Genomic DNA, 23,777 nt, shown 5'->3' with positions numbered 1-23,777 from the left:
GTGGAACGGCGGCATACGGAAAAGGGTAACCGTTACAGGATCGTGCCGTTGGAGACTTCCGATTTCCAAGACCTGTATCTCTACAAAAAGAGTTAAATGAAGTCCCAAACACCAAAGAAAAGGAAAGAAGCCCTCCGGCATTTGACCTTGCCAACAGTACCAAAGAAATACCTCTTTGGAATTGCTTCATATAGCAAAAAAGATTACCTTTGCATCGTCACACCGACCCTTTAGCACGGAATACAACCATGGGAAAGAAGATATTCAATGAAGACCGTTACGTGAACCCTTACACCGACTTCGGGTTCAAGAAACTGTTCGGCACAGAAATGAACAAAGACTTGTTGCTCAGTTTCATCAACAGTTTACTGCATGGCAAAGAAAAAATAAAGTCCCTCACCTACCTCAACACCGAACATCTCGGAATCAGTGAGGCAGACCGGCGGGCCGTATTCGACGTGTACTGCGAAAACGAAAGGGAAGAAAAAATCTTAGTGGAAATGCAACGTGGAGAACAACAGTTCTTCAAGGACAGAAGCCTCTACTATTCCACGTTCCCCATACAGGAACAAGGAAAGAAAGGGAGTTGGGACTACCAACTCAAGGCCGTCTATGTCATTGGCATACTCAATTTCACCTTCGACCACAAGCATGACACATACTACCACCACGAGGTACAACTGACGGACAGGAAGACTCAGGAAGTGTTCTACGACAAGTTGACTTTCATCTATCTCGAAATGCCGAAATTCAACAAACAGGAAAATGAGCTAAGCAACATGTTCGACAAATGGCTCTTCGTGTTACGCAACCTGACGCGCCTCATGGAGAAGCCTGCGGCACTTCAAGAACGCGTCTTCACCAAACTGTTCAAAGCTGCCGAAATCGCCAAATTCACCAAAGAAGAATATGACCGCTACGAGGAAAGCCTGAAAGTGTATCGGGACTGGCAAAACACTATTGCCACAGCCGAGCACAAAGCCTTGGAACGAGGTCTGAGACGCGGATTGGAACAAGGACTGGAACAAGGACTAAAACAAGGTTTGGAACAAGGTTTGGAACAAGGATTTGAGCAAGGAGAACAGCACAAAGCCAAAGTGATAGCCCTCCAAATGAAATCCAACGGTATTCCCACAAATATCATTGTACAATGCACAGGATTGAATGCCAACGAAATAGAAAAGTTATAATTAGAGAATATCTACCGACAGACAAAGAAGCCGTCATGAATCTAATCAAGTTGAACACGCCCGATTATTTCGCAGAAAAGGAAGCGGATGATTTAAACAAATATTTGGACAAAGAAATAGAACGGTATTACGTCCTACTCGTCAATGGAACTGTCATCGGAAGTGGTGGAATAAATTTTGCAGAAAACAAAACGGTCGGGAAAATAAGTTGGGACATGATACATCCGAAATTTCAAGGCAAGTCATTAGGGACAAAGTTATTAAACCATAGACTTGAAATCCTGAAAACCATTCCCGGTATTCAAAGAATAACGGTGAGAACCTCACAAGCAGCTTATAAATTTTACGAAAAACAAGGATTTGTCCTACATGAAATCAAAAAGGACTATTGGGCCGATGGCTTTGACATGTACAGTATGGTATATGGAAAAAGCTTCTAAATATCAACCAATTAAACGGTTTCAATATTTGTTGTAAGAATGATGCCTGTCAAAGGCCGTAAAATACCAACTACTGAAAAGGTGATGGCTGCAACTGCAATAACGCTGTTTACGATTGCTAACCTAAAACTCCACCGTCACCCCTAACGTGGGCAACAGTGTCCCGCTTATTTGTTCTATACGCCGCATCACATAACGCTGCTCCTTCAAAGGCACTTCGGGATTCGACACAACGCCGGTACTCATAAACACATCCGGCTGACGTAGTTTGCTAACGGTCACATTCTGTAAGTCAAGATACAATCCCAGGCGCCAACGTTTGAAAAAGAATTCTTTGTCCACCCGCACATCCAGTTGGGCATAACCTGGTAGCCGCTCTGCATTGTAACGGCTGTAATCGTAGGCTGACTTCCCATTCGCATCCCAATACGTCACGTAGGACGAGGCTATCTCATCGTACGGCGTATAAGGAGAGCCGCCGATGCAACTCAACCGTAATCCTACGCTCCAACGGTGTGGGAAATCATACGTACCGCTCATGTTCAGAATCACTCGATTGTCCCAAGCCGAAGGGACATAAGCGGCATGACGGTCGGCACGGTATTCGCTACGGTACCAAGTAAAAGAACCGGTCAGGTTCAGACGGTCGGGCAAAGTCCAACGCATCAAGGCTTCCACTCCGTAGGCACGGCCTTGCGCCGTAGACACCAATGCCTCGTTGCCTACCACACCATAATCCGTACCCTTGCAAGTCAACGGAACCCCGTCGGCCAACGAAAGCGGCACACGGTGATAAGACTTATAGAACCCTTCTACCGATACAGCCCAACGGTCATTGGCTTTCCATTCGCCGCCCCAAGCTGCCTGCGCCACATTCATATAACGTAAATCCCGGTTGACCAACCGGTCTGTCGCGTCTTTATAGCCCAACGCCGTGTAAGGCGGCAATTGGTGATACCAACCTGCCGAAGCTGCCGTCGACCAATGGGGTGAGAAAACATAACGGAAAGAAGCGCGCGGAGATAGCTGTTCCCACGGACGGGACATGCGCGACGAATAATTATTGCCGTCTGCCCGCACCCCGACCGACGCACTCCATCGTTCTTCCGGAGCCGTATAAGCCGCAGAGAACGAGGCACCATAGGCGACAAGCCCCAAATGGGTACGGTAGACAGACCAGTCCCCGACCGACAAAAGACGGCGTTCACGGTCGGTATAATCCATGTAGTTCAATTCCGCACCCTCTTTCAACGTCCAGCCACCCGGCAACGTCATCATATTCTCTGCACGGAACGTGGTCTTTTGCTCTGTAGAACGCAATCGAAGCGTGAGATTCTCCTCAGTACCCTCGTCATTATTCCGGTATTTCAGATTCTTGTCGTTCAGGTAATTGTGGCTCAATACGTACGTCTGCACATGCCTTCCGGCATAATGTCGGTAAGAAGCCCCTACCGTAAAAGTCTCTTGCTCTATCTTGGGCAGATAGCTCAAAATATAATCCGAACCTTCGTCTTCTCCCGCCAAATCCGTATTCAGTTCCATCCGGTCTACTCCGGCCAATGCCATCACCGTCAGTTCGTCGTACGGCGTCAAACGGGTCTTTACCTTAAACTGCCCGTCGATATAGTTCGGAAGGAAAGGCAAACCTATCATTTTAAAAAGTAATTGCAAATAAGACTGGCGCAAGGAGAACAGGTAAGTCGTCTTTTCCCCGATATGGCCGCTCCCGCTCAAGGCGGCCTCGGAAGCTCCCAAAGTAGCCTTGAACGTCTGACGCTCCGAAGAGCCTTCGCGCAAACGGAAATCGAGCATGGAACTCAAGGCTCCTGCACGGTCGGCCGGAAACGAACCCGTATAAAACTTAATCTCACGCACCAAATCGGCATTGACGATGCTCACCGGGCCTCCCGTAGCTCCCTGCGTGGCAAAATGGTTGATGTTCGGAATCTCTATGCCGTCCATATAAAAACGGTTCTCCGACGGACCGCCGCCCCGCACTATCAAATCGTTACGGTATCCCACCGGAGAGAAGGCCACACCCGGATAACCGCGCACGATACGCGAAATGTCCCGGTTGGCTCCAGGGCTTTTCTCTATCTCGCGAAGCCCTATGACCTGCACGCTCACCGGAGCCTCAGCTGTCTTGCCATACGACTTAGGACGTACAGTCAAAGTATGCAACGACTTGACATCTTCCTCCAATTCAACGTTCACTTCGGGCGTGACAGCCGAAACGATATAATCCGGTGTATCCTGCGGCACATATCCGGCCGCCGTCACCCGGAATGAAAAAATACCGGGCGGCACGTGAGGTAATACGAACACACCGGCCGTATCAGTCACCGCACGCAAGGTGTCCATCGAAGTAGGAAACACAAAAGCCCCTACCACCGGTTGGCGGCTCGTCCGGTCTATCACTTTGCCCGTCACACGAAAAGAAGACTGTGCAACTGCCTGCACCACCAAGAGACTACATAAGAGCCATCCGCAGAAAAATTTCTTCATCCCAATTTGTTTTCATACAAAAAAAAATGCAAAACGCATTTCAACACTCAAATACGCTTTTGAACAATGATTCTGCTATCACATTGGCCAACCTCACAGGTACGGCATTACCTATCTGTCGCATCGCTTCCGTCCAAGAACCAGATATGGAATAATCATCAGGAAATGTCTGTATCCGTTTCGCTTCAAGCACGGTATAATAACGTACTTTCCCATCAGGATACTTTATCATATTCTCCCCTCCCGGTACCCCATGCCCTCCAGCCTTTATGGTTTTGGACGGCTGATCAATATCACTGCCGGTATGCCCGGCATATTCTTTTGCACCGGTTCTTAACAGATGTTCATCGTACGATTCACTTGCTTCAAGCGGAACAGGCAAGCCCTGCAAAGCATCACGTACAGTCTGCCAAGGAGCCTTTACCGGTGGAAACATTCCATATTGAGACAATAAACGTTCCTTTTGCAAGGCCTGTTGTCTTTGTTCCCCAAAAGGAGGGATGAGATTATGCCTCTCCCAATAACTTCCAGTTACATACTTATCCCAAAGTAATGCTTCCTGCGAATGCGTTCCTTCTGGAAAATTCCAAGCCACATTTAAATCATTCCGGATGCCGACAATAACCACACGTTCACGCCTTTGTGGGACACCGTAGTCTGCCGCATTTAGCAACCTAAATATTACATTATACTTTAATTCTTTATAAGAACCTTCTGTATGAATACGTTCAAGCAATGAAAGATTTCTCTCCCAGTCCAAGTTTTTCAACTCCACATGAGGATAAGTAAGTTGCAGGATGATGTAACTAAAATATCGAGCAAATGACTGCCTCAGCAAGCCCTTTACATTCTCAAAAATAAAAACTTTAGGCGTTAACTGTCGAATAGCGGAAATTGCATATGGAAACATGTCCCTATCATCCTTGTATCCCAAAGCCTTTCCACCCAAAGAAAAAGGTTGGCATGGAGGACCTCCCGCAATAACATCTATATTACTGAACTGAGAAAATTGAAAATCCCGTATATCTGTTTCAAAAACAATATCAGGTGAGTAATTCCATCTTAAAGTTTTACAAGCATCTCCATTCCACTCAACAAAAGCCTGATGACGAGCACCCGCCATTTCAATACCCTTTGCTAAACCTCCAGCACCTGAAAATATTTCCAAACTATTAATCATATTACTCTCCCGATAAATACTTACAGACTTTCCTTTCTACATCAACCAAAGGCAAAGCCTTACCTTGGCACTTATAAGCCCAACTCCGTCCTGGATGCAATACGTCCCAATCTGATTTGGACTGATTATATCGTCCTTTTCCGGGATCATGATTGCCAAACCCATCTATCGAGCTATTCCATACCGGAGTATAACAACGGATTAATGCCGCTTCAATAGTTCCTATCATATCACAAGCGGCATTTTCCAATATCATGAAACGACAATGGAAATCTTTCAAATCCAAATTATGCACCTGGTTGATACTATTTGCGTGCTCACATAACCTTCTGTAAAGTTCATGCGAACTTTGAGATTTCCCAACTATCCTTGCCTGCCTCCAACCTTGCGGCACGGCCTTACCTACATAAATCGGTTGCTTAAACTCCAACCTGTTTAAATCATAAAGTATCTTATAATAAGGATTCTTCCCTATATAATATAGAGCATACACCCCTGTACCTATGAAATTTTCCGGAGGTGGCAATTCATGAACAGGCGTACCATTGAAAAAACGTATGGTATCTTTTATTATTTCTTCAAAAGCATTCGATTTATACACATGCTTAGACCTGTCAAAAACATCATTCATTCTATACTTTTTAAGGAAGGTATATTATAAAATCTTCTTAGCTTATAATTATCGGCAAATATACTTATAGTTGCAAAATTACACTTTTTACTGGTAAAAATGAGAGCCAAAGACGGAAAAGTTGAGGATTTTATAAAAATCTGACGAATAAGCCTATTTTTTCACTACCTTTGTCCATCATACTTCGGATGGGATGCGAATGAAAAATACTTTCTACCTGTTACTGTTTTGGTTAGGACTTTCCCTGAAAGTTCCGGCACAAGCCATCTGGTCAATGGACTTTCCGTTCGCCGGAGAGCTGCCATCCAACGAAATGACGGAACTCTATCAGGACGAAGACGGCTTTGTCTGGATAGGCACAACGAACGGCTTGTCGCGCTACGACGGTTACCGCCTGCAAACGTTCCAAACAGACTACCGACATCCGGGCCGGCTTACCCACAACCACATCACCTGCATTGCGGAAGACAGTGCATACCTTTGGGTTGGAACGAGAAAAGGACTGAACCTCGTCGACAAACGGACTTACCGGATTACCACACCGGGAGAAGCCCCATTACAGACCGCCTACATCCGCTCTCTTTGTTCCGACGGGAAAAGTCGTATATGGATAGCCTTGAACGACCGGCTATTGGAGTCCCGTTTCCCATACCATGAATATACCTCCATCAACCTGCCTTCCCCAAACGGCAAACCGTCTTACATCAACTCTTTCTTTTATGAGAAAGGAAAAGAACGCCTGTGGATATGCACGTCGAATGGGATTTTCGTCTATACGGACAGTACACAACACCTGCGCCACCTGCCGCCGGTGGGACAGACCAACTCTCCTTTCACGCTTTTCCAAGACAGGGACGGGCGGTACTGGCTCACCACCTGGGGAGAAGGACTGTGGCAACTCCTGACCGATGAAACCTTGAGACATGTGGAATATATCCATCAGGACATACAGTCACCACGAGGGAAAGTGGCAGACAGCAAATTCTTCAGTACAAGCCAAGACGACACGTTCGGTTACATTTGGGCCTTGTCCTATAACAACCTGTACGCATTCCAGTATGACGACCGTACCGGCAAGTTGATCCCCGTGGCTTTACCCAAATACATAGACACGGGCAAAATGTACACCAAAATCCTGAAAGACCACGATGGCAACCTGTGGCTCAGTTCTTACGACCGGGGCACGTTGCTCACGTTTCATACGGAAACCATACGGAGCTACCCGTTGGACGACCTGCGCAAGACCTTGGACTGGATGCCCAATCTGCTCACTTTGAACCGCGACACCCAGGGGCGCTTCTGGTTCATCCAAGACCGCTTCGGTCTCTGCCTCCATGGGCCGCAACACGGAAAAACCGTTTTCGCTACCCCCGAAATCCAGAACCTGACGGTAGATGCCCGCGTCACGGCATCCAGTCCTGTCAGCGGCGGCTTATGGGTAGCAGCTCCCCACCGCAACCAAGTGTACCTGTTGACATACGAACAAGGAACATTTAAGGTAAACCGCCGCATCCGGTTGTCCGACGCTTCCGGTGATTATGTTCCCGCCAACCAGATGGAAGAAACATCGGACGGCAAACTTTGGTTGCGCAGCGGAGGGCGTATGCTTTGCCAACCTGCCGACGGCACGTCCTTGCTCTCCACGCCCGATAGCCTGCACTTTACCGCCTTTGCCCATAGAGACGCTGTGTCCGTCTGGGCCGCCACTTCCCGACGTCTATATATAATAACGGTGGAAGGGAAACGCATGGCATGTATTCCGCAAACACTTGCCTTCCAGAACCACGAGGACGAGGAGGCGCGCTTTCTCTGTCCCGATGACTCGGGCGGCTTTTGGGTAGCCACCAATCTGGGGCGCATCCTGTACGGCCAACCGGAGGATTCGGTTTTCCAAGATTTCAGCGACCGTTTCGACACGCAAGGCATGACAATATTGAATCTGTTGTGGCGAAACCACCACCTTTGGATCATCTCCCACAACCGTTTCATCCACTACGACACACGGAGCCACAACCTGCAACAATACACTTCCTCGGACGGCAATATGTCTTCCCCCATCTTCCGCGACCAAGCTGCATTCCTTTCGGCCAACGGTACACTCTACGCCGGAGGACGTGGCGGTTTCGTATCAGTCACTCCCCCATCTTCATCCGGCTCTAAAGCCCCTTCACGTACGGTGATGTTGACCGACTTCAAAAGCGGTACGCGCAGTATGCTGTTCAATCCCTCCGGGCGGTACGCGTCCGGACAGCCCGACCGGCACACGCTTACCTTGCAACCTGAAGCAGCCAACCTTTCCCTCTGTTTTTCCACATTAGATTATGCACGAAGCGGAAAAGTACGTTACGCTTATCGGTTGGAAGGCCTCGATACCGATTGGAACTACCTGCAAGAAGGAGAAAACACGGCTTATTACCAGAAACTGCCCAAGGGATACTACCGGTTGGTCGTAAAAGCCACAGACCGTAACGGGCAATGGCAGGCTCCCGCCACGCTGCTCAGCCTCACGCAACTTCCGGCTTGGTACGAAACCATTTGGGCTTACGCGGCCTACGTAACCGTTGCCCTGTTTCTCATCTACGTACTCCTGAGGCTGTACTTGCAACGATTGCGCAGCCGCAACCGATTACAACTCCAAGAAGCCCTGACACAAGCCAAACTGGATTATTTCACCAACATCTCCCACGACTTGCTTACGCCGCTCAGCGTGATATCCTGCGTAGGTGACTACTGGGAACGGAAGTATCCGACCGAAAAACGCCAGACCACGGTGTTGCGCCACAACATCTACCGGCTGAAACGCCTGCTGCAACAAGTCCTGGATTTCCGTAAGACCGAGAACGGCAACATGGTACTTCGCCCCGAAGAAGGCGACATCTTCGCTTTCGCCCGTCAACTGTGTACCCACCATTTCTGGCCTTTGGCTGAACAGAAAGGCGTACGGCTGAACCTCCGAATTCCGGAAGGCGAATGCCGGGGCACACTGGATTTTGACAAAACAGACAAGATACTCTACAACTTGCTTTCCAATGCCGTCAAATACACGCCAAGTGGAAAAAATGTCGATTTCATCGTGGAAATACGGCAAAACGGAACAGAAAAAGACGTGATATTCACCGTACAAGACGAGGGTGTCGGCATACCGGCCAAAGAACAACAAAGGATATTCGACCGCTTCTACACCGGAAGCAACGGGCGTAGCGGACAATCGAACGGCATAGGGTTGGCATTGGCACGGGAATTGACCACCTTGCACCATGGCAGATTAACACTGAAAAGCGAACCGGGAAAGGGAAGCTGTTTCACCGTGGCCCTTCCCCTGGACCTTCCGCCCACCGTCTCCGCAAAAGAAAACCTCGAAATACAGCTGACAGATGCTGAAGCACCCACACAAGACTTCACTTCACCAAAAGCTTTCTCCCCTATGCCGCAAGAGCCGTCTCCTGAAGCCGGAGAACCCGGAAACGACCGTCCCTCCATCCTCCTTGTGGACGACAACACGCAACTGTTGGAAATGATGGAGAAGATATTGGCCACGAAGTACCGGGTGCTCACGGCAGAAAACGGATTGGAGGCTCTGAAACAACTCAAGGCAAGCGCCGTAGACCTCATCGTATCGGATGTCATGATGCCGGGCATGGACGGATTCGCCTTGTGCAGGAAACTTAAATCACAACTCGAAACCAGCCACATTCCCGTTATCATGCTGACAGCCAAACAGAGCGCGGATGACCGGGTAGATTGTTATGAAGCCGGAGCGGACGGTTATTTGGCCAAACCTTTCGAGTTGAAAGTGCTAGCCGCCCGGATAGACAACCTGCTCCATACCTACCGGAACCGCCAACAGGCTTTCAGGATGGAAGACCACGTCTGTCTGGCCGAACTGGAATATTCTTCCAACGACACCCAGTTCCTTCAGGACATGGCAGACTGTATCCACACCCATTTGGCCGAAGAAGGATTCGATTTGGAACAACTGTCCGGCCATTTGAATGTGTCCAAATCCACCCTCCACCGCAAAGTGAAGGCCATGACCGGGCTTACACCTTTGGAATTTATCCGGAACATCAGGCTGAAGTATGCCTGCGAGATGCTTTCACGCCGCGACCGGAACATCAGTGAAATCGCTTATGCCACGGGCTTCTCTTCGCCCAAATATTTCACCAAGTGCTTTAAAGAAGAGTTCGGACTGACACCCCGCGAATACCAAGAGAAAGAAAAATAAAACCGTAACAGGCAAAAAACAGTCGGGAAGGGGGTAAAAAACTGCCAGAATAGGATTTTACCCCCTTTCTGGCAGTTTTTTACTCCTCTGTAACCTTCCTTTTCATATAGTTTTGCAAACAAATCAATCAAAACACATAAAAAAAATACAGATTCAAATGAAAACGAACTTACGTACACACCGGAGTAGCCGGCTGAAGTGGGTGGCCGCCCTCTTTTTCGCATTCGGAATCGGAAACGCCCTCCCGGTTTCTGCCAACTTCTCCCGTGCAGACGAGCTTGCCATTCCGAACGCTACACGTTCAAACCGGGAAGTAAACTTTAACAGGAATTGGAAATTCTTTTTAGGCGATACCGCTGCAGCCTCGCATCCGGACTTCGACGACAACCATTGGCGCACGTTGGACCTGCCCCATGACTGGAGCATCGAAGGCCGTCCTGAAGCAGACAATCCGGCCGGTAACGATGGAGGGTATTACCCCACTGGCATCGGTTGGTACCGCAAGACATTCAACTTTACTCCGGATAGCCGACATCCCGAAACCACCCTCTATTTCGAAGGGGTTTACATGAACGCGGAAGTATTCGTCAACGGACATAATCTCGGCATACGCCCCTACGGTTATTCATCTTTCTACCACGACATCACGCCTTACCTCAAAGCAGGCAAGAATGTCATTGCCGTGCGTGTGGACAACTCGGGACAGAAGAACTGCCGTTGGTACACCGGTTCCGGCATTTACCGCAACGTGAAACTTATCCGTACCCCTAAAGCACACTTTGAACCGTGGGGCATAGGTATCACCACCGAAAAAGTGGACCAAAAGACGCAGGTGGAAGTGGAAACCACGCTCGCCAACCGCAATAACGCCCTCCCGGCCACACTGCTTTGCACGGTCACAGACTTGGACGGCCACACCGTTCTCACACAAAAAGAAAGCGTCACCCTTGAAGCGAACCGGACAAGCAAAATCAAACTGCAATTTCCTTTTGAAAACGCCAAGCTCTGGAGTCCTGAAACACCGAACCTCTACCGGATGGTATGTTGCCTCGTACCGGCCAACGGAGAACCGGCCGACACGGTCACCACTACGTTCGGGGTACGCCACGTGGAATACAATGCCGAAAAAGGATTAGTTCTGAACGGTAAGGCCATAGAAATGAACGGCGGATGCCTCCATCATGACAACGGTCCGCTCGGTGCCGCCTCCTACCGCGATGCAGAATGGCGTAAGGCACGGCTGATGAAAGAGGCAGGATTCAACGCCGTGCGCACCTCGCACAACCCTCCATCAGAAGCCTTTCTCGATGCTTGCGACCACTTGGGACTGTTGGTCATCGACGAATCGTTCGACGGATGGCGGTCGGCCAAAACGCCTAAAGACTACTCCATCCTGTTCGACCAATGGTGGACGAAAGACATCGAATCCATGGTACTGCGCGACCGCAACCACCCGTCCATCTTCTGTTGGAGCATCGGGAACGAAATCATCGAGCGCAAAACGCCCGAAGCCGTCCTTACGGCATACGCCTTGGCAGGCCATGTACGCCGCCTCGACCCGAGCCGTCCGGTGACATCTGCCCTTGCGGCATGGGACAGCGACTGGGAAATCTACGACCCGTTGGCTGCCGCACATGACATCGTGGGTTACAACTACATGATGCACAAAGGACCGTCGGACCACGAACGCGTCCCTTCGCGCATCATGATGCAGACGGAATCTTACCCACGCGACGCATTCGCCAACTGGGCACGGGTCAACGACCATTCCTATATCATCGGAGATTTCGTGTGGACGGCTATCGACTACCTCGGCGAATCGGGTATCGGACGCTTCTATTACAAAGGAGAATCGGAGGGTGAGCATTACCACCGCAACCAGTTCCCGTGGCACGGTGCCTATTGCGGTGACATCGACCTTACCGGATGTCGTAAACCCATATCCTACTACCGCGAGATGCTCTTCTTCCCCGAACGCAACAAACTGTTCCTCTCCGTAAAGGAACCTTCCGGATACTACGGAGAAATCAAGGAAACCCAATGGTCCGTTTGGCCCACATGGGAGAATTGGAACTGGCCCGGACATGAGGGAAAGAATATCGACGTGGAGATTTACTCCCGTTACCCATCCGTACGTTTGTACTTGAACGACAAACTCATCGGTGAAAAGGCTACGACCCGGGAAGAAGAATTCAAAGCCATCTTCACCTTGCCTTACGCCCCGGGTATCCTTCGCGTCGCAGGCGTAGAAAACGGGCAGGAGAAAGAATCACGTACTTTGGAAACAGCCGGAAAACCGACACGCATCCGGTTGACGGCCGACCGCACGGAAATCTCGGCCGATGGCGAGTCTTTGGTTTATGTCGTGGCTGAAATCACGGACAAACAAGGACGGGTGGTGCCTAATGCCGACAACCTGTTGGCATTCGAGCTACAAGGTTCCGGCACACTGTTGGCTACATGCAGCGCCGATTTGAAAGACAGCACGGCTTACACCGTTCCGGAACGCAAGGCTTGGAAAGGCCGTGCCATGGCCGTCGTGAAGAGCGGACGGGAAAAAGGCCACCTCACCTTGACTGTTAAAGGCAAGGGAGTGAAAAAGGCTTCCGTCAGCCTCGACGTAAAATAGCCTAGAAAGAAACAAAACCATATTATTAACCTGAATTCATTTTTTGAGACCATGAAACGTCTGTCAAAACTCTCTAAATTCGTTTGCACTGTCCTGCTTCTGGCAGGACAGGCAAACTTGTTCACCGGTTGCAACGATGACATGCCGGCAGAAAGCTATTACACCTTCACGGGAGAAATGATGAGTGATTTTCTCATCGAACATGAGAACTTCTGTCTTTTCAAACGCATTGCGGAACGAGCCGGGAAAATGGACTTTTTAGGAAGCCGTGGCTCACGCACCTTCTTTCCCGCGACCAATGCGGGCGTGGAAGCTTTCCTGAAAGAGAAAGGATATGCATCTGTGGAAGACATTCCCGCTTCATTCTGCGATACGCTGTTGAGGGCGTGCATCATAGAAAGAATCATGTACACTTACGACTTGCCCGAAACGCAACAGGAAAACAACGAACTGGACTTACCACTCATCTTCGAAAGCAAGGGAGATACGTTGGATGCCAACCAAATGGCCTTGACCATCGTCAACCGCCGGGCCGCCATCATCAACGAATTGAAAAACGACTCCGTGGAAAACGGCGTGGTACATCCGGTTGACCGTGTCCTGGTACCCAGCACCAGTTTAGGTTCCACTCTGTTGGACGAACATCACGAGGATTTCCAGATTTATTACGAAGCCCTCCGGCGGACGGGACTGATAGATTCCTTATACCGTTACCGGGACGAAGAATACGAACAGGAAAAAGGGAAGTATGCCCCTTTTACCCAAAGCATGCGCATCGGAAATGAAGACTACGTGGCCAAACTTCCGGACCACCGGTACAGCGGCTTCACCCTTCTCATCGTGCCGGACAAAGACCTGTACGGGAAATACCCCGACCGCTTCAACGAAAGCATGACCATGGACGAAAAGATCGATGCCCTATACGAATTGGCTGCGGAGAAATACAGCGGGGCAGATGCGGAAGCCATCTTCGGCCTGAACCAGACCGTTCCGGGTTCTGACAAGACATATAAGGAACTGTACTGGAACAAAGGTTCATTGACCCACAAGTACAACCCTCTGAACATGTTCCTCTCCTACCACATCATCGACCGCCTGTTCAGCAGTACGGCCAAACTGGTAAACACCATCGGCATCCACACCGCATACGCCGACCCGACGGACTGGGTCAGCACGCTGCTCGACTTCTCCACCATCAAATTGGAAAAGGTGTACCGTCCGGTAGACCCGGCTGTCGAATATCCCTCCGAATTTTATGTCAATCATTGCCATGCTTCCCAATACAACAATTACGAACGGATCCGGGGTGCCCATCTGACCGTTCCGGAACAAGAGAACTACTCTTTGAACGTGGCTTACTATTACATCGACGACGTGGTAGCTTACGACCCTGTCATGCGCAACACCGTCATGAATACCCGGATGCGCATAGATTTTGAACTCTTATGGCCGGAACTGACGAACAACAACATGCGGTTGTGCGGCAATCCTCTTAAGGAGTACAACAGCGGTGACAACAGCGAAGACGGGACGGAAGGTGGAGGCTTCAACTATTACCTTCCTCCCGGCTACTTGAAAAACATGTCATTCAGCGAGAACACCATGTTCATCGTAAAACGGCCAATCATCTATTGGTCCAATTACCAAGGAGACGACATCGCCGTATTGGGCACGAGCTATGACGTGACGTTCAGACTGCCATGCGTACCGCCCGGAGAATACGAACTTCGTCTCGGATACTGCGCGTTGGGAAGCCGTGGCATCGGACAGGTTTATGTAGACGGAGTACCACAGGGGCTCCCGATAGACATGCGCGATAAAGCTGATGCACCTAATATTGGGGGACTTTACAACGGATGGAACGGTGTAAGAAGCGAAAAAGACGGTGCTGCAGGAATTTATACGGAAGAAGAACTGCAGGAAAATGCCCGGACAATGAAAAACAATGGTTATTATAGTGCACCCAAGGGAGTATACTACTACTTCGGGGGAAGCGGCACTACCACAACTCCGGCTTATGACCCGTCCAAATGCGTCATCTTTTACAATCAGAATGATTTGTTGCGGCGGAAAATCTGCCAAGTGCAGGTACAACCCAACCGGCACCATACGATACGCTTACGTTCCGTGCTGTCCAGTGCCACCAGCGGAGGCTTCTCTTTAGACTATATGGAACTCGTCCCCATAAGTATCTGCGGTCCAGGCGGTATCGGGGAAGACATCTATTAAACAAAATACCTTTAGCCAATACCACGCCTGATTAGCGTGGTATTGACATATAAAAAATAAAGGAACATATTTTCATCAAAAATGCGTCCCATCCCATTTCTTTTCGTAACTTTGTACAAATTAATCCTACATGAAAAGCCGCGATTTCATATTCCTCACGCTCCTGTGGTCCGGATTGTTCCTTTCGTTCTTTACCCTGCACGCACGGGATTACTCGGCCACGCCCCTTCCGTTTGCCTCTTCGCTTCCCTCAAGAGAAACCACTTCCCTTCATCAAGACCGCGAAGGCATGATATGGATTGGCACAACCCATGGTGTAGCACGTTATGACGGATACGAAACCATAGTGTTCAAATCTGATCCCTTACATCCCGACCTACTGACGGACAACTCCATTACGTTGATTACCGACACGGAACACCGCGTATTCATCGGTACACAAAACGGACTGAACCTGTTCGATAAACAAACATGGAAATGGATGCCTGTCCTGAATGGAGCGTTCTGTCATACGGAAATCAAATATGTGTACACTGACAAAAAACAGCAGTTATGGATTGCCACGGCACAAGCCTTGTACCGATGCGACGAACAATTGCATATCCTTCGACGATATGACCTGAAAGCCGCCGTCACCTCCATCTATGAAGACCACGCCCAACACTTATGGATATTGACCTGGGGCAAAGGTTTGTTCCGATGGGATGCTGAAAAAGACCATTTCACCGGCTATCCGGCCATAGGAAACGCCAACATACCTTTTGTCTTGTTTCAAGATCGCGACGAACATTATTGGTTAGGCACATGGGGCGACGGGCTTTTCCGTTTTTATCCCGAACGGAACGGCGCGGACATGTACGAACACCAGGACGTGGCAGACGACATTTTCTTCGATATAGAACAAGACGGGCACAACGGACAACTCTGGATGCTTTCCTATAATGCTTTGCACATATTCAACCGTCCCACAGACGGCATATTGCATTTCTCGTCCGCATCTGTCCCTTTCGACCGCAACCGGATGTTTTCCACTCTATTGAGAGACCGGGAAGGAGACCTTTGGTTAGGAGCATTCGACGCAGGCTACCATATATCTTTCTGCCCGGAAGAGCTATCGGGGCACAGTTTGCCTTTCATCAAGGAAACATTAGGATTTGATACCAACATCAACTGCATGTACGAAGATGAGGGCGGTGTACTATGGTTCAATCAAGAACGCAACGGCATCGGGCTGTACGCCCCGGATAGCGGGACCTACAACCTCCATCCCTATTCCCAAAAGAGGAATGTGGAAGTCAATCTCATCGCCCGTTCCCGGTTTCCCAACACGGTATGGATCGCCTCGGCTTTTGTCCCGACCGTGTTCCGGGCACAACGTCAGGGTATGGACATTCGCTTCACCGATACGCTGCTTTTAGCCCACGACGGGGCAGAAACCGGCCATGTCACCGGAATACTTGAAGACCCGGCAGGCCGTTTATGGGTCATGACAGAAAGGAAACTGTTCGTATTCAAACCGGACGGCCATCCTCTCGCCGCAGTCACAAACCTCCCCGGAAACGTCAATGCCCTTTGCGAAGACCAACAAGGCCGGCTATGGATAAGCGATGCTACCGGCAGGCTCTCTTGCATGCATACCTATCCCACAGGAATCCGCCCCACAACCCGCTATAAACTACCCTTGTCCCCGCACGACCGCATCCGGCACCTTTGCTGCGACAGCACCGGACACATCTGGATGGCTACGGAACTGGGCTGCCTCTACAGTTTCTATCCAAAGGCTTCCAAATGGTCGGACCATACCTTGTCCGGTTTGCCTGACATGTCACCGGTGCTCCATTTGGAAGCCATCGGTAAAGACTTATGGCTTGTCACGCCGAGTGCCGTCATCCGGTATGACCCAGAGAAGCGTACCCGGCATACTTACAACACACAAGACAAGCATATCCCCGTATATGCCTTCCGCAACAACGCATCGTGTACAGGACATAAAAAACTGTTATACGCCGGAGGCCATGGAGGATTCATCGCCATACGTACCGACAAACCGCAACCGGAAGTAAAGCCGGACAAGATATTTCTCACGGACTTACGTATCGAAGACAGAAGCATGCAGACCGACCCTTGCGAAGGATTTTCATGGAACGGCGGGCTGATTGTCTTGCCACCGGAAGCCTCCCGCATCGAATTCCGTTTTTCCTCCCTTACATATTCTTCTTCCGGAAACATCCGCATAGCATACCGGCTTGCCGACCTAGACCGGAACCCCATACAACTCAGATCCGGTGTACACACGGCTTTCTACGACCGCCTGCCTAAAGGAACCTATACATTAGAGGTTTGGGGCATGGACGAAAACGGGCACACTACAGGTCCAAGCACCATTTATACCGTTGTCAAACGCCCCCGATGGTTTGAAACCTGGACAGCTTATACAGCCTATGCCGTCATGTTTCTTGTCTTGTGCGTATGCGGTTTCCGTCTTTACGCCAAACACCTGCGCAAAAAGAACGCACAACTGTTACGCGAAGAAATCGCCCGGACAAAGTTGGAATACTTCACCAACGTTTCCCACGAACTGCTCACTCCGCTCACCGTCCTGTCCTGCCTGACCGATGAAATCGAACAAAACAGCCCCTCCGGTTCCCCTATAACCCGTGGCCTGCGCGACAATATCCTCCGCCTGAAAAAGCTCATCCGTCAAGTACTCGACTTCCGGAAAGCCGAACAGAAAAGCCTGTCCTTGCAGGCAAGCTACGGTGATGTGGCGGCTTTTATACGCCACATTGCACAAACGGACTTCACATTACTGGCCCGCAAAAAAGAGATTGACTTTAACCTGGACATCTTCCCTGAGGACATTTACGGTTTCTACGATGCGGACAAATTGGAAGAAATGGTATTCAATCTTCTTTCCAATGCCGTCAAGTACACACCATCCCGCCATAACGTCGGCATACGGCTACGTACTGCAAAGAAAGACGATGGCAAGCACTTACGGTTGGAAGTATGGGATGAAGGCATCGGCATCTCCGCCCAAGAACAAACCAAAGTATTCACCCGATTCTACCGCTCCCCTCAAGCCAACGGAACCGAATCGAATGGCATCGGGCTGTCCCTGACACGAGAATTAGTCTACCTGCACCACGGCACATTGGACTTGCAAAGCACACCAGGCAAAGGCAGCCGTTTTACCATCGATCTGCCGTTAGAAGAAACTGCCTACCAACCAGAAGAAATCTGCCAGCCACCGATAGTGAACCATCCGGATACCGATACAACACGACCGTCAACCGACGGACTCGCACATTCTCCGTCCGCAAGGCTGTGTCCGACCATACTTATCGTGGACGACAACGCTGAAATCACCGATTCCATCGGGCGTTTAATCGGACAACGCTACCACATCATAACAGCCCACGACGCAAGACTGGCATTCTCTCGGCTCCAAGACCAAAATATAGACCTGATGGTGTGTGACCTGAAGATGCCTGGCACAGACGGACTGACACTCTGCCGAGAGGTGAAGAACGACCTGTCCACTAGCCATATTCCCGTCATCATCCTCACGGCACAAGCCACGGACGACACCCATGCGGCCTGCTACGAAGCCGGAGCGGACGGTTACCTGACCAAACCTTTTGACATTCGCGTACTCACCACCCGCATCGACAACCTGCTCCTGCAATACCGCCAACGCAGCCGACAGTTCCTTCACGCACCGGATACAGACTGCGATGTCCTACCTTACCAGAACCGGGACAAGACCTTTCTGGAAAACATGGTGAAGACCGTAGAAAGCCATTTCACGGACAGCGACTTCAATCTGGACTGCCTCGCCGCAGAAGCCAAGCTGTCCAAATCAACCATGAACCGCAAACTCAAAGCCATGACCGGGCTTACCCCGATGGATTTCGTAAAGAATATCCGTCTCCGGTCGGCTTGCCGCCTGCTACGGCAAGCCGACATGACCGTGTCCGAAGTGGCCTATGCCGTAGGCTTCAACGACCCGAAGTATTTTGCAAAGTGCTTCAAGGAGGAATACGGCCAAACGCCCAGACAGTTCCAAGACAGGCCGGACATGGGAAATCGGGCATGACAAGTGCGTATCTCCCTTGAAAAATACGCTTTGCCGCGATTTTCCACCCTTTTGGCAATCTGTTACACCCTCATCCATCCGGTTTCCTTTAGCTTTGCATCCGGAAACATCTTATACATTGTCATAACATGAAACAGAACAGAAACAAAAGCCGGACAACCTCCGGCACTTTCCTGCCGGAACATACCCGTCCGGTTCATCAGAGATTCCCTTTTTCCTTGATCCGCCGCACCGCCCTTTGGTGTGCCGTCGGCCTATTGTCTCCCTTTTCCTCTTATGCCATGGAAGTGGAAAGACTACGTACGGAAGCCGTGAAAAACCCTGTAGGTATCGATGTGGAAAAACCTATGTTCAGTTGGATGATGGACGCAGACAATGAACGGGGCATCCGGCAAACCGCCTATGAAATCTCCGTATTCACCGATGCCGCCCACAGCGAACAGGTATGGACCTCCGGCCGAATCGAATCCGACCGCCAGATAGACGTGCCTTATGACGGCAACCCATTGTCTCCTTCCACCCGTTATTATTGGACTGTGACCGTATGGGACAACAAAGGACGTGAATCTACGTCGTCCGAAGAAGCATATTTTGAAACCGGACTGCTCGGCAGCGGATGGGACGGCGCACGCTGGATCAAGGCGACCGACACGCCACTGGCTACATCCGAAAACGCCATCACGCACTATTCCATAGAGGCGGATTTCGAAATCGACAACCTTTCCGCAGGAATCATCTTTGCCTCGAATGCCGAGCACAGCCATTACTATATGTGGCAAGTGAACCTCGAAGCCAGTTATCCCCGTTTCCGCCCACACATCTGGCGCGGCCCCGACCTCGCGGACGCGACCTGCCTGGCAGAGATAGACCTTCGCCCGTTCATCGACGTGCAACTGCATAAGTCCTACCATCTGCGCATCGAAGTGGACGGTGACGTGGCGCGTACGTACATCGACGACGTGTTGATTGACACCCGAACGAATCCCGACGGTGGAGATTACGGATACGGCACGGTGGGCATCCGCCAGGACCGCGCCCTAAACAATTACAATGATACGGAACGTGCTTATTTCGACAACTTTACCGTAACCGATTTAGAGGGAGAGAGTCCAAAAATATTGCTTCACGAAGACTTCTCGGACGAAAACAACCCTTTTACCACAGGACAAATCAAGGACGGACGCCTGTTCATCGAAGCCTCCTATTCCTGGTACAATCCCATGAACACTCCAACGGTATATGCACTCGATTTGGATTTCCTCATCGAGCGTGACAACGCAGGCATAATCTTTTCAGGCTACGACACGGACAATTTCCACCTGTGGGGCATCAATGTGCGCGACAAAGAAACACCGTTCTTGCGCCGCCACGTGAAAACAAACGGTGCGTTCAGCTCCAACGATGCCGATTTAGGCAAGTTTTTCACTAAGGCCGAACTCACCGGCTCGCTCCACCATCTGACCCTCAAGGTGAATGGCACGACTGTGGAGACCTATATCGACGGGACACTTGTGGACACCTATACCGACACGTCCGGCCGGTTGAAAAACGGCCTGATTGGCTTCCGCACCTACCACGACTTGACCATGGACGAGATGGCGTATTATGACAACATCAAAGTGACCACCTACGACGAAGAGGACGGCACGCAAGGTACCGTGACTTTCTCCGAAGATTTCGAAGGAGCCGGAATGGCATTCAGCGACGGTACCGTGATAACGAAGAAAGGCAGCAAAATGCTGTGCGTACACTCCACTTACGAAGAGACTTGTGCCATGCAGACCGGTACAGAAAAGGGCATCCCTCTTTTCCGCAAGGCTTTCACTGCAAAAAGCACGGTGAAATCGGCTAAAATCTACGCATCCGCTCTTGGGGTATTCGATTTGTTCATTAACGGAAAGCGCGTCGGACAAGACGGTACGACCATGTATGATGAACTGAAACCGGGCTGGACCGACTACCGGAAAGAAATCAACTACATGACCTACGATGTGACCCCTCTTATACAAGAAGGCGAAAACGCAGTCGGCGCACAAGTGAGTAACGGCTGGTGGGGCGGAGCCATCGCACATGGCATGTACGGTTCCCCCTCGCTCGGGTTCATCGCCAAACTAAGGCTTGAATACGAAGACGGCACGATAGAAAACATCGTAACCGGAACGGACTGGAGCTGTTCTTACTGCGGCCCCGTCATTTCAGGAGACATCTACAACGGCGAGACGTATGACGCACGCCGCGAAAGCGACTGGAGCATGCCGGAATATGATACCTCCGAATGGTTCGCCACAGCTGAAAACACAGAATTCAACGGAGAAATCACAGCCTTCCGCAGCCCCACGGTCAAGGTGCGCGACTTCTTGCGCCGCACGCCCCAGACCATCACCGTATATGAAGGCACGAAAGCCTCCGGCACCACTTACGGCACCATCAATGTGGTCCGTACATTGGAAGGCACGGAAACCCTCCGGCTGAAAGCCGGTGAAACCGCCCTTTTCGACCTCGGACAAAACATGACGGGATGGATACGGTTCACGACCAAAGGAGAACGCGGCACGAAGCTCCGCTTCAAGTTCGGGGAAATGCTGAACGACACGGGAGCAGCCGACCGCGCCAATGACGGACCGGGCGGAAGCCTCTACACCTACAATCTCCGCACGGCGGAAGCCACACTCCACTACACGCTGAAAGGAACGGAAGAGGGCGAGACATTCCAACCCTCCACCACTTTCTTCGGCTTCCGTTACTGCGAAGTAACAACCACCTCGGATGTGGAAATCAGCAAACTTACGGGAGAATTCGTCGGTTCCGACCTCGAAGAACTGGCTACTTTTGAAACCAGCCATCCGGACATAAACCAACTTTACAGCAACATCATCTGGAGCCAACGCGACAATTTCCTGAGCGTGCCCACCGACTGCCCGCAGCGCGACGAACGCCTCGGTTGGACGGGCGACACACAAGTGTTCGCACGCGCGGCTTCCTATAATACGGACACACGTGCCTTCTACCGTAAATGGTTGAATGACCTGCGCCAAAGCCAACGCGAAGACGGGGCATATCCGGAAATCGCACCGTTCTGCAACTTCTGGGGCTTCGGTAACTCAGGATGGGCCGATGCCGGAGTCATCGTACCTTGGACCGTCTATCTCATGACCGACGACCAAAGTGTACTGAGCGAAAGCTACGCTTCCATGAGCCTCTACATGGATTGGCTCTCCACACAAAGCGGAGGAGGCTTCAAGTACAACGGTGCCGGTACGGCCACAGGCGACTGGCTCTCTTACGAGACCACGGACGGACGCTACGTCAGCGTATGCTATTATGCCTACGTGGCCCAACTGATGAGCAAGATTTCAGGAGTGCTGAGCGAGGCACAGGCCGACCGTTTCTATTTGGATTCACTGAAATACAGCACTCTCTACGAAAACATCAAGGAAGAATTCCAACGCAGGTATCTCAATTCCGACGGCCTGCCCAACATATCCACGCAAGCCTCTTACCTGATGGCCTTGAAGTTCGGCCTGTTACCCGAAACCGCCATAGGGAAAGCCCGCGAAGTGCTGCGCAAAAAAATCACAGACAACGGTTACAAACTGAGCACCGGATTCCTCGGCACGAGCATCCTAAACCAGACACTCAGCGCGGAAGGCATGGATGACTTGGCCTACGACCTGCTGCTGCAACGCGAGAACCCATCGTGGCTGTACAGCGTAGACCAAGGAGCCACGACTATTTGGGAACGTTGGGACTCCTACACCAAGGAAGGCGGGTTCAACAAGCACCCGTGGATCATGAACTCCTTCAACCATTACTCCTACGGTGTGGTGTCGGAATGGATGTTCCGTTACGTGGGCGGCATCGAGGCAGACGAAACACAACCCGGATTCAAACACATCATCCTGCAACCCACTCCGGACTTCAGGACGGCATTCCCCACCGGACAAAAACGCATCACGCAGGCCAAGGCATCTCATCTGTCCGGATACGGGCGTATCAGCAGTGAATGGCAATACAAAGAGGACGGACGCATCAACTATACGGCCACCGTACCGGCCAACACTACAGCCACACTCTATCTGCCCCTAATGGAAAAGACAGACAACATCACTGAAAGTGGAAAAGACCTGAAAGAAGCAGAAGGCGTGGACTTCAAAGGCATAGTAGACGGAAAGGCCGTGATAGAACTGCAATCGGGCACCTACCAGTTCGACATGGAAAAGGGAAGCCCCGACCGTGTGGAAGAAAGTATGTCCCCAAACTTACGCATACATCCCACCCCCTTCTGTGACAGGCTCCATCTTTCTTGCAGCGAAGACATCCGCTACGCCAGTGTCACGGCTTGCAACGGGCAGATCCTGTATCGCCAGCACCGTGGTGGGAACATCGACACGTCTGCTTGGGCACCCGGCATCTACGTGGTGAGGGTGGACACGCCGGAACACAGCTACACCGAAAAGGCTATCAAGAAATAAAATGACAACCGAAAAGAAAAGCACTTCCTTATAACGCTCTGTATACCAACATAATGAAACAAGCAAATCGTTTGGCTTAGATTGATTTTCCATTCTGCGCCAAACGATTTTTCAATCTCCTGAGATTGATTTCCCGTTTGGCGCAGAATGATTTTCGGACGAGGCTTTCCTTTACAA

Annotated in this window: 10 protein-coding genes; 7 read left to right on the top strand and 3 right to left on the bottom strand. The window is 50.6% G+C overall.

What is annotated here, in order from left to right:
- Positions 1–248 precede the first annotated feature (248 nt).
- A complete protein-coding gene (locus tag AC5RDV_RS08715) occupies positions 249–1,190 on the top strand; it encodes an Rpn family recombination-promoting nuclease/putative transposase (protein ID WP_130893898.1) in 942 nt (313 codons plus the stop codon).
- Positions 1,191–1,225: 35 nt separating this feature from the next.
- The gene (locus AC5RDV_RS08710; protein ID WP_130894382.1) at positions 1,226–1,630 is read left to right on the top strand and encodes a GNAT family N-acetyltransferase; all 405 of its coding nucleotides are present in this window, start codon (positions 1,226–1,228) and stop codon (positions 1,628–1,630) included.
- 123 nt (positions 1,631–1,753) lie between these two features.
- On the opposite strand, the gene AC5RDV_RS08705 is transcribed toward AC5RDV_RS08710, so the two are convergent.
- Genes AC5RDV_RS08705 through AC5RDV_RS08695 form a run of 3 tightly spaced genes read right to left on the bottom strand, consistent with a single transcriptional unit; the run spans position 1,754 to position 5,946 of the window.
- A complete protein-coding gene (locus tag AC5RDV_RS08705) occupies positions 1,754–4,135 on the bottom strand; it encodes a TonB-dependent receptor (RefSeq protein ID WP_282748427.1) in 2,382 nt (793 codons plus the stop codon).
- Positions 4,136–4,175: 40 nt separating this feature from the next.
- Positions 4,176–5,315: a DNA cytosine methyltransferase gene (locus AC5RDV_RS08700; protein WP_130893896.1), complete on the bottom strand. Its 1,140-nt coding sequence runs from the start codon at positions 5,313–5,315 to the stop codon at positions 4,176–4,178.
- 1 nt (position 5,316) lies between these two features.
- Positions 5,317–5,946: an Eco29kI family restriction endonuclease gene (locus tag AC5RDV_RS08695; RefSeq protein ID WP_282748426.1), complete on the bottom strand. Its 630-nt coding sequence runs from the start codon at positions 5,944–5,946 to the stop codon at positions 5,317–5,319.
- Positions 5,947–6,145: 199 nt separating this feature from the next.
- On the opposite strand from AC5RDV_RS08695, the gene AC5RDV_RS08690 reads away from it, so the two are divergent.
- From AC5RDV_RS08690 to AC5RDV_RS08670, 5 genes are all read left to right on the top strand, one after another.
- Positions 6,146–10,171: a hybrid sensor histidine kinase/response regulator transcription factor gene (locus AC5RDV_RS08690; RefSeq protein ID WP_282748425.1), complete on the top strand. Its 4,026-nt coding sequence runs from the start codon at positions 6,146–6,148 to the stop codon at positions 10,169–10,171.
- Between the two features lie 157 nt (positions 10,172–10,328).
- Entirely contained in the window at positions 10,329–12,800 is a 2,472-nt protein-coding gene (locus tag AC5RDV_RS08685; RefSeq protein WP_282748424.1) for a glycoside hydrolase family 2 TIM barrel-domain containing protein, read from the top strand.
- A gap of 51 nt (positions 12,801–12,851) precedes the next feature.
- Complete coding sequence (locus AC5RDV_RS08680; protein WP_282748423.1) at positions 12,852–15,029, top strand: fasciclin domain-containing protein; 2,178 nt, start codon at positions 12,852–12,854, stop codon at positions 15,027–15,029.
- Between the two features lie 130 nt (positions 15,030–15,159).
- Complete coding sequence (locus AC5RDV_RS08675; RefSeq protein WP_282748422.1) at positions 15,160–19,128, top strand: hybrid sensor histidine kinase/response regulator transcription factor; 3,969 nt, start codon at positions 15,160–15,162, stop codon at positions 19,126–19,128.
- A gap of 128 nt (positions 19,129–19,256) precedes the next feature.
- The gene (locus tag AC5RDV_RS08670) at positions 19,257–23,600 is read left to right on the top strand and encodes a family 78 glycoside hydrolase catalytic domain (RefSeq protein WP_282748421.1); all 4,344 of its coding nucleotides are present in this window, start codon (positions 19,257–19,259) and stop codon (positions 23,598–23,600) included.
- Positions 23,601–23,777: the final 177 nt, after the last annotated feature.

The organism is Paraprevotella sp., from assembly GCF_986071375.1.
This window is presented reverse-complemented; position numbering and strand designations above follow the sequence as displayed.

Bases quoted from the DNA above. Each gene is read 5' to 3' on its own strand.
- AC5RDV_RS08705 (WP_282748427.1), bottom strand. From the start codon at position 4,135: ATGAAGAAATTTTTCTGCGGATGGCTCTTATGTAGTCTCTTGGTGGTG.
- AC5RDV_RS08670 (WP_282748421.1), top strand. From the start codon at position 19,257: ATGAAACAGAACAGAAACAAAAGCCGGACAACCTCCGGCACTTTCCTG.
- AC5RDV_RS08690 (WP_282748425.1), top strand. From the start codon at position 6,146: ATGAAAAATACTTTCTACCTGTTACTGTTTTGGTTAGGACTTTCCCTG.
- AC5RDV_RS08675 (WP_282748422.1), top strand. From the start codon at position 15,160: ATGAAAAGCCGCGATTTCATATTCCTCACGCTCCTGTGGTCCGGATTG.
- AC5RDV_RS08700 (WP_130893896.1), bottom strand. From the start codon at position 5,315: ATGATTAATAGTTTGGAAATATTTTCAGGTGCTGGAGGTTTAGCAAAG.
- AC5RDV_RS08685 (WP_282748424.1), top strand. From the start codon at position 10,329: ATGAAAACGAACTTACGTACACACCGGAGTAGCCGGCTGAAGTGGGTG.
- AC5RDV_RS08710 (WP_130894382.1), top strand. From the start codon at position 1,226: ATGAATCTAATCAAGTTGAACACGCCCGATTATTTCGCAGAAAAGGAA.
- AC5RDV_RS08680 (WP_282748423.1), top strand. From the start codon at position 12,852: ATGAAACGTCTGTCAAAACTCTCTAAATTCGTTTGCACTGTCCTGCTT.
- AC5RDV_RS08715 (WP_130893898.1), top strand. From the start codon at position 249: ATGGGAAAGAAGATATTCAATGAAGACCGTTACGTGAACCCTTACACC.
- AC5RDV_RS08695 (WP_282748426.1), bottom strand. From the start codon at position 5,946: ATGAATGATGTTTTTGACAGGTCTAAGCATGTGTATAAATCGAATGCT.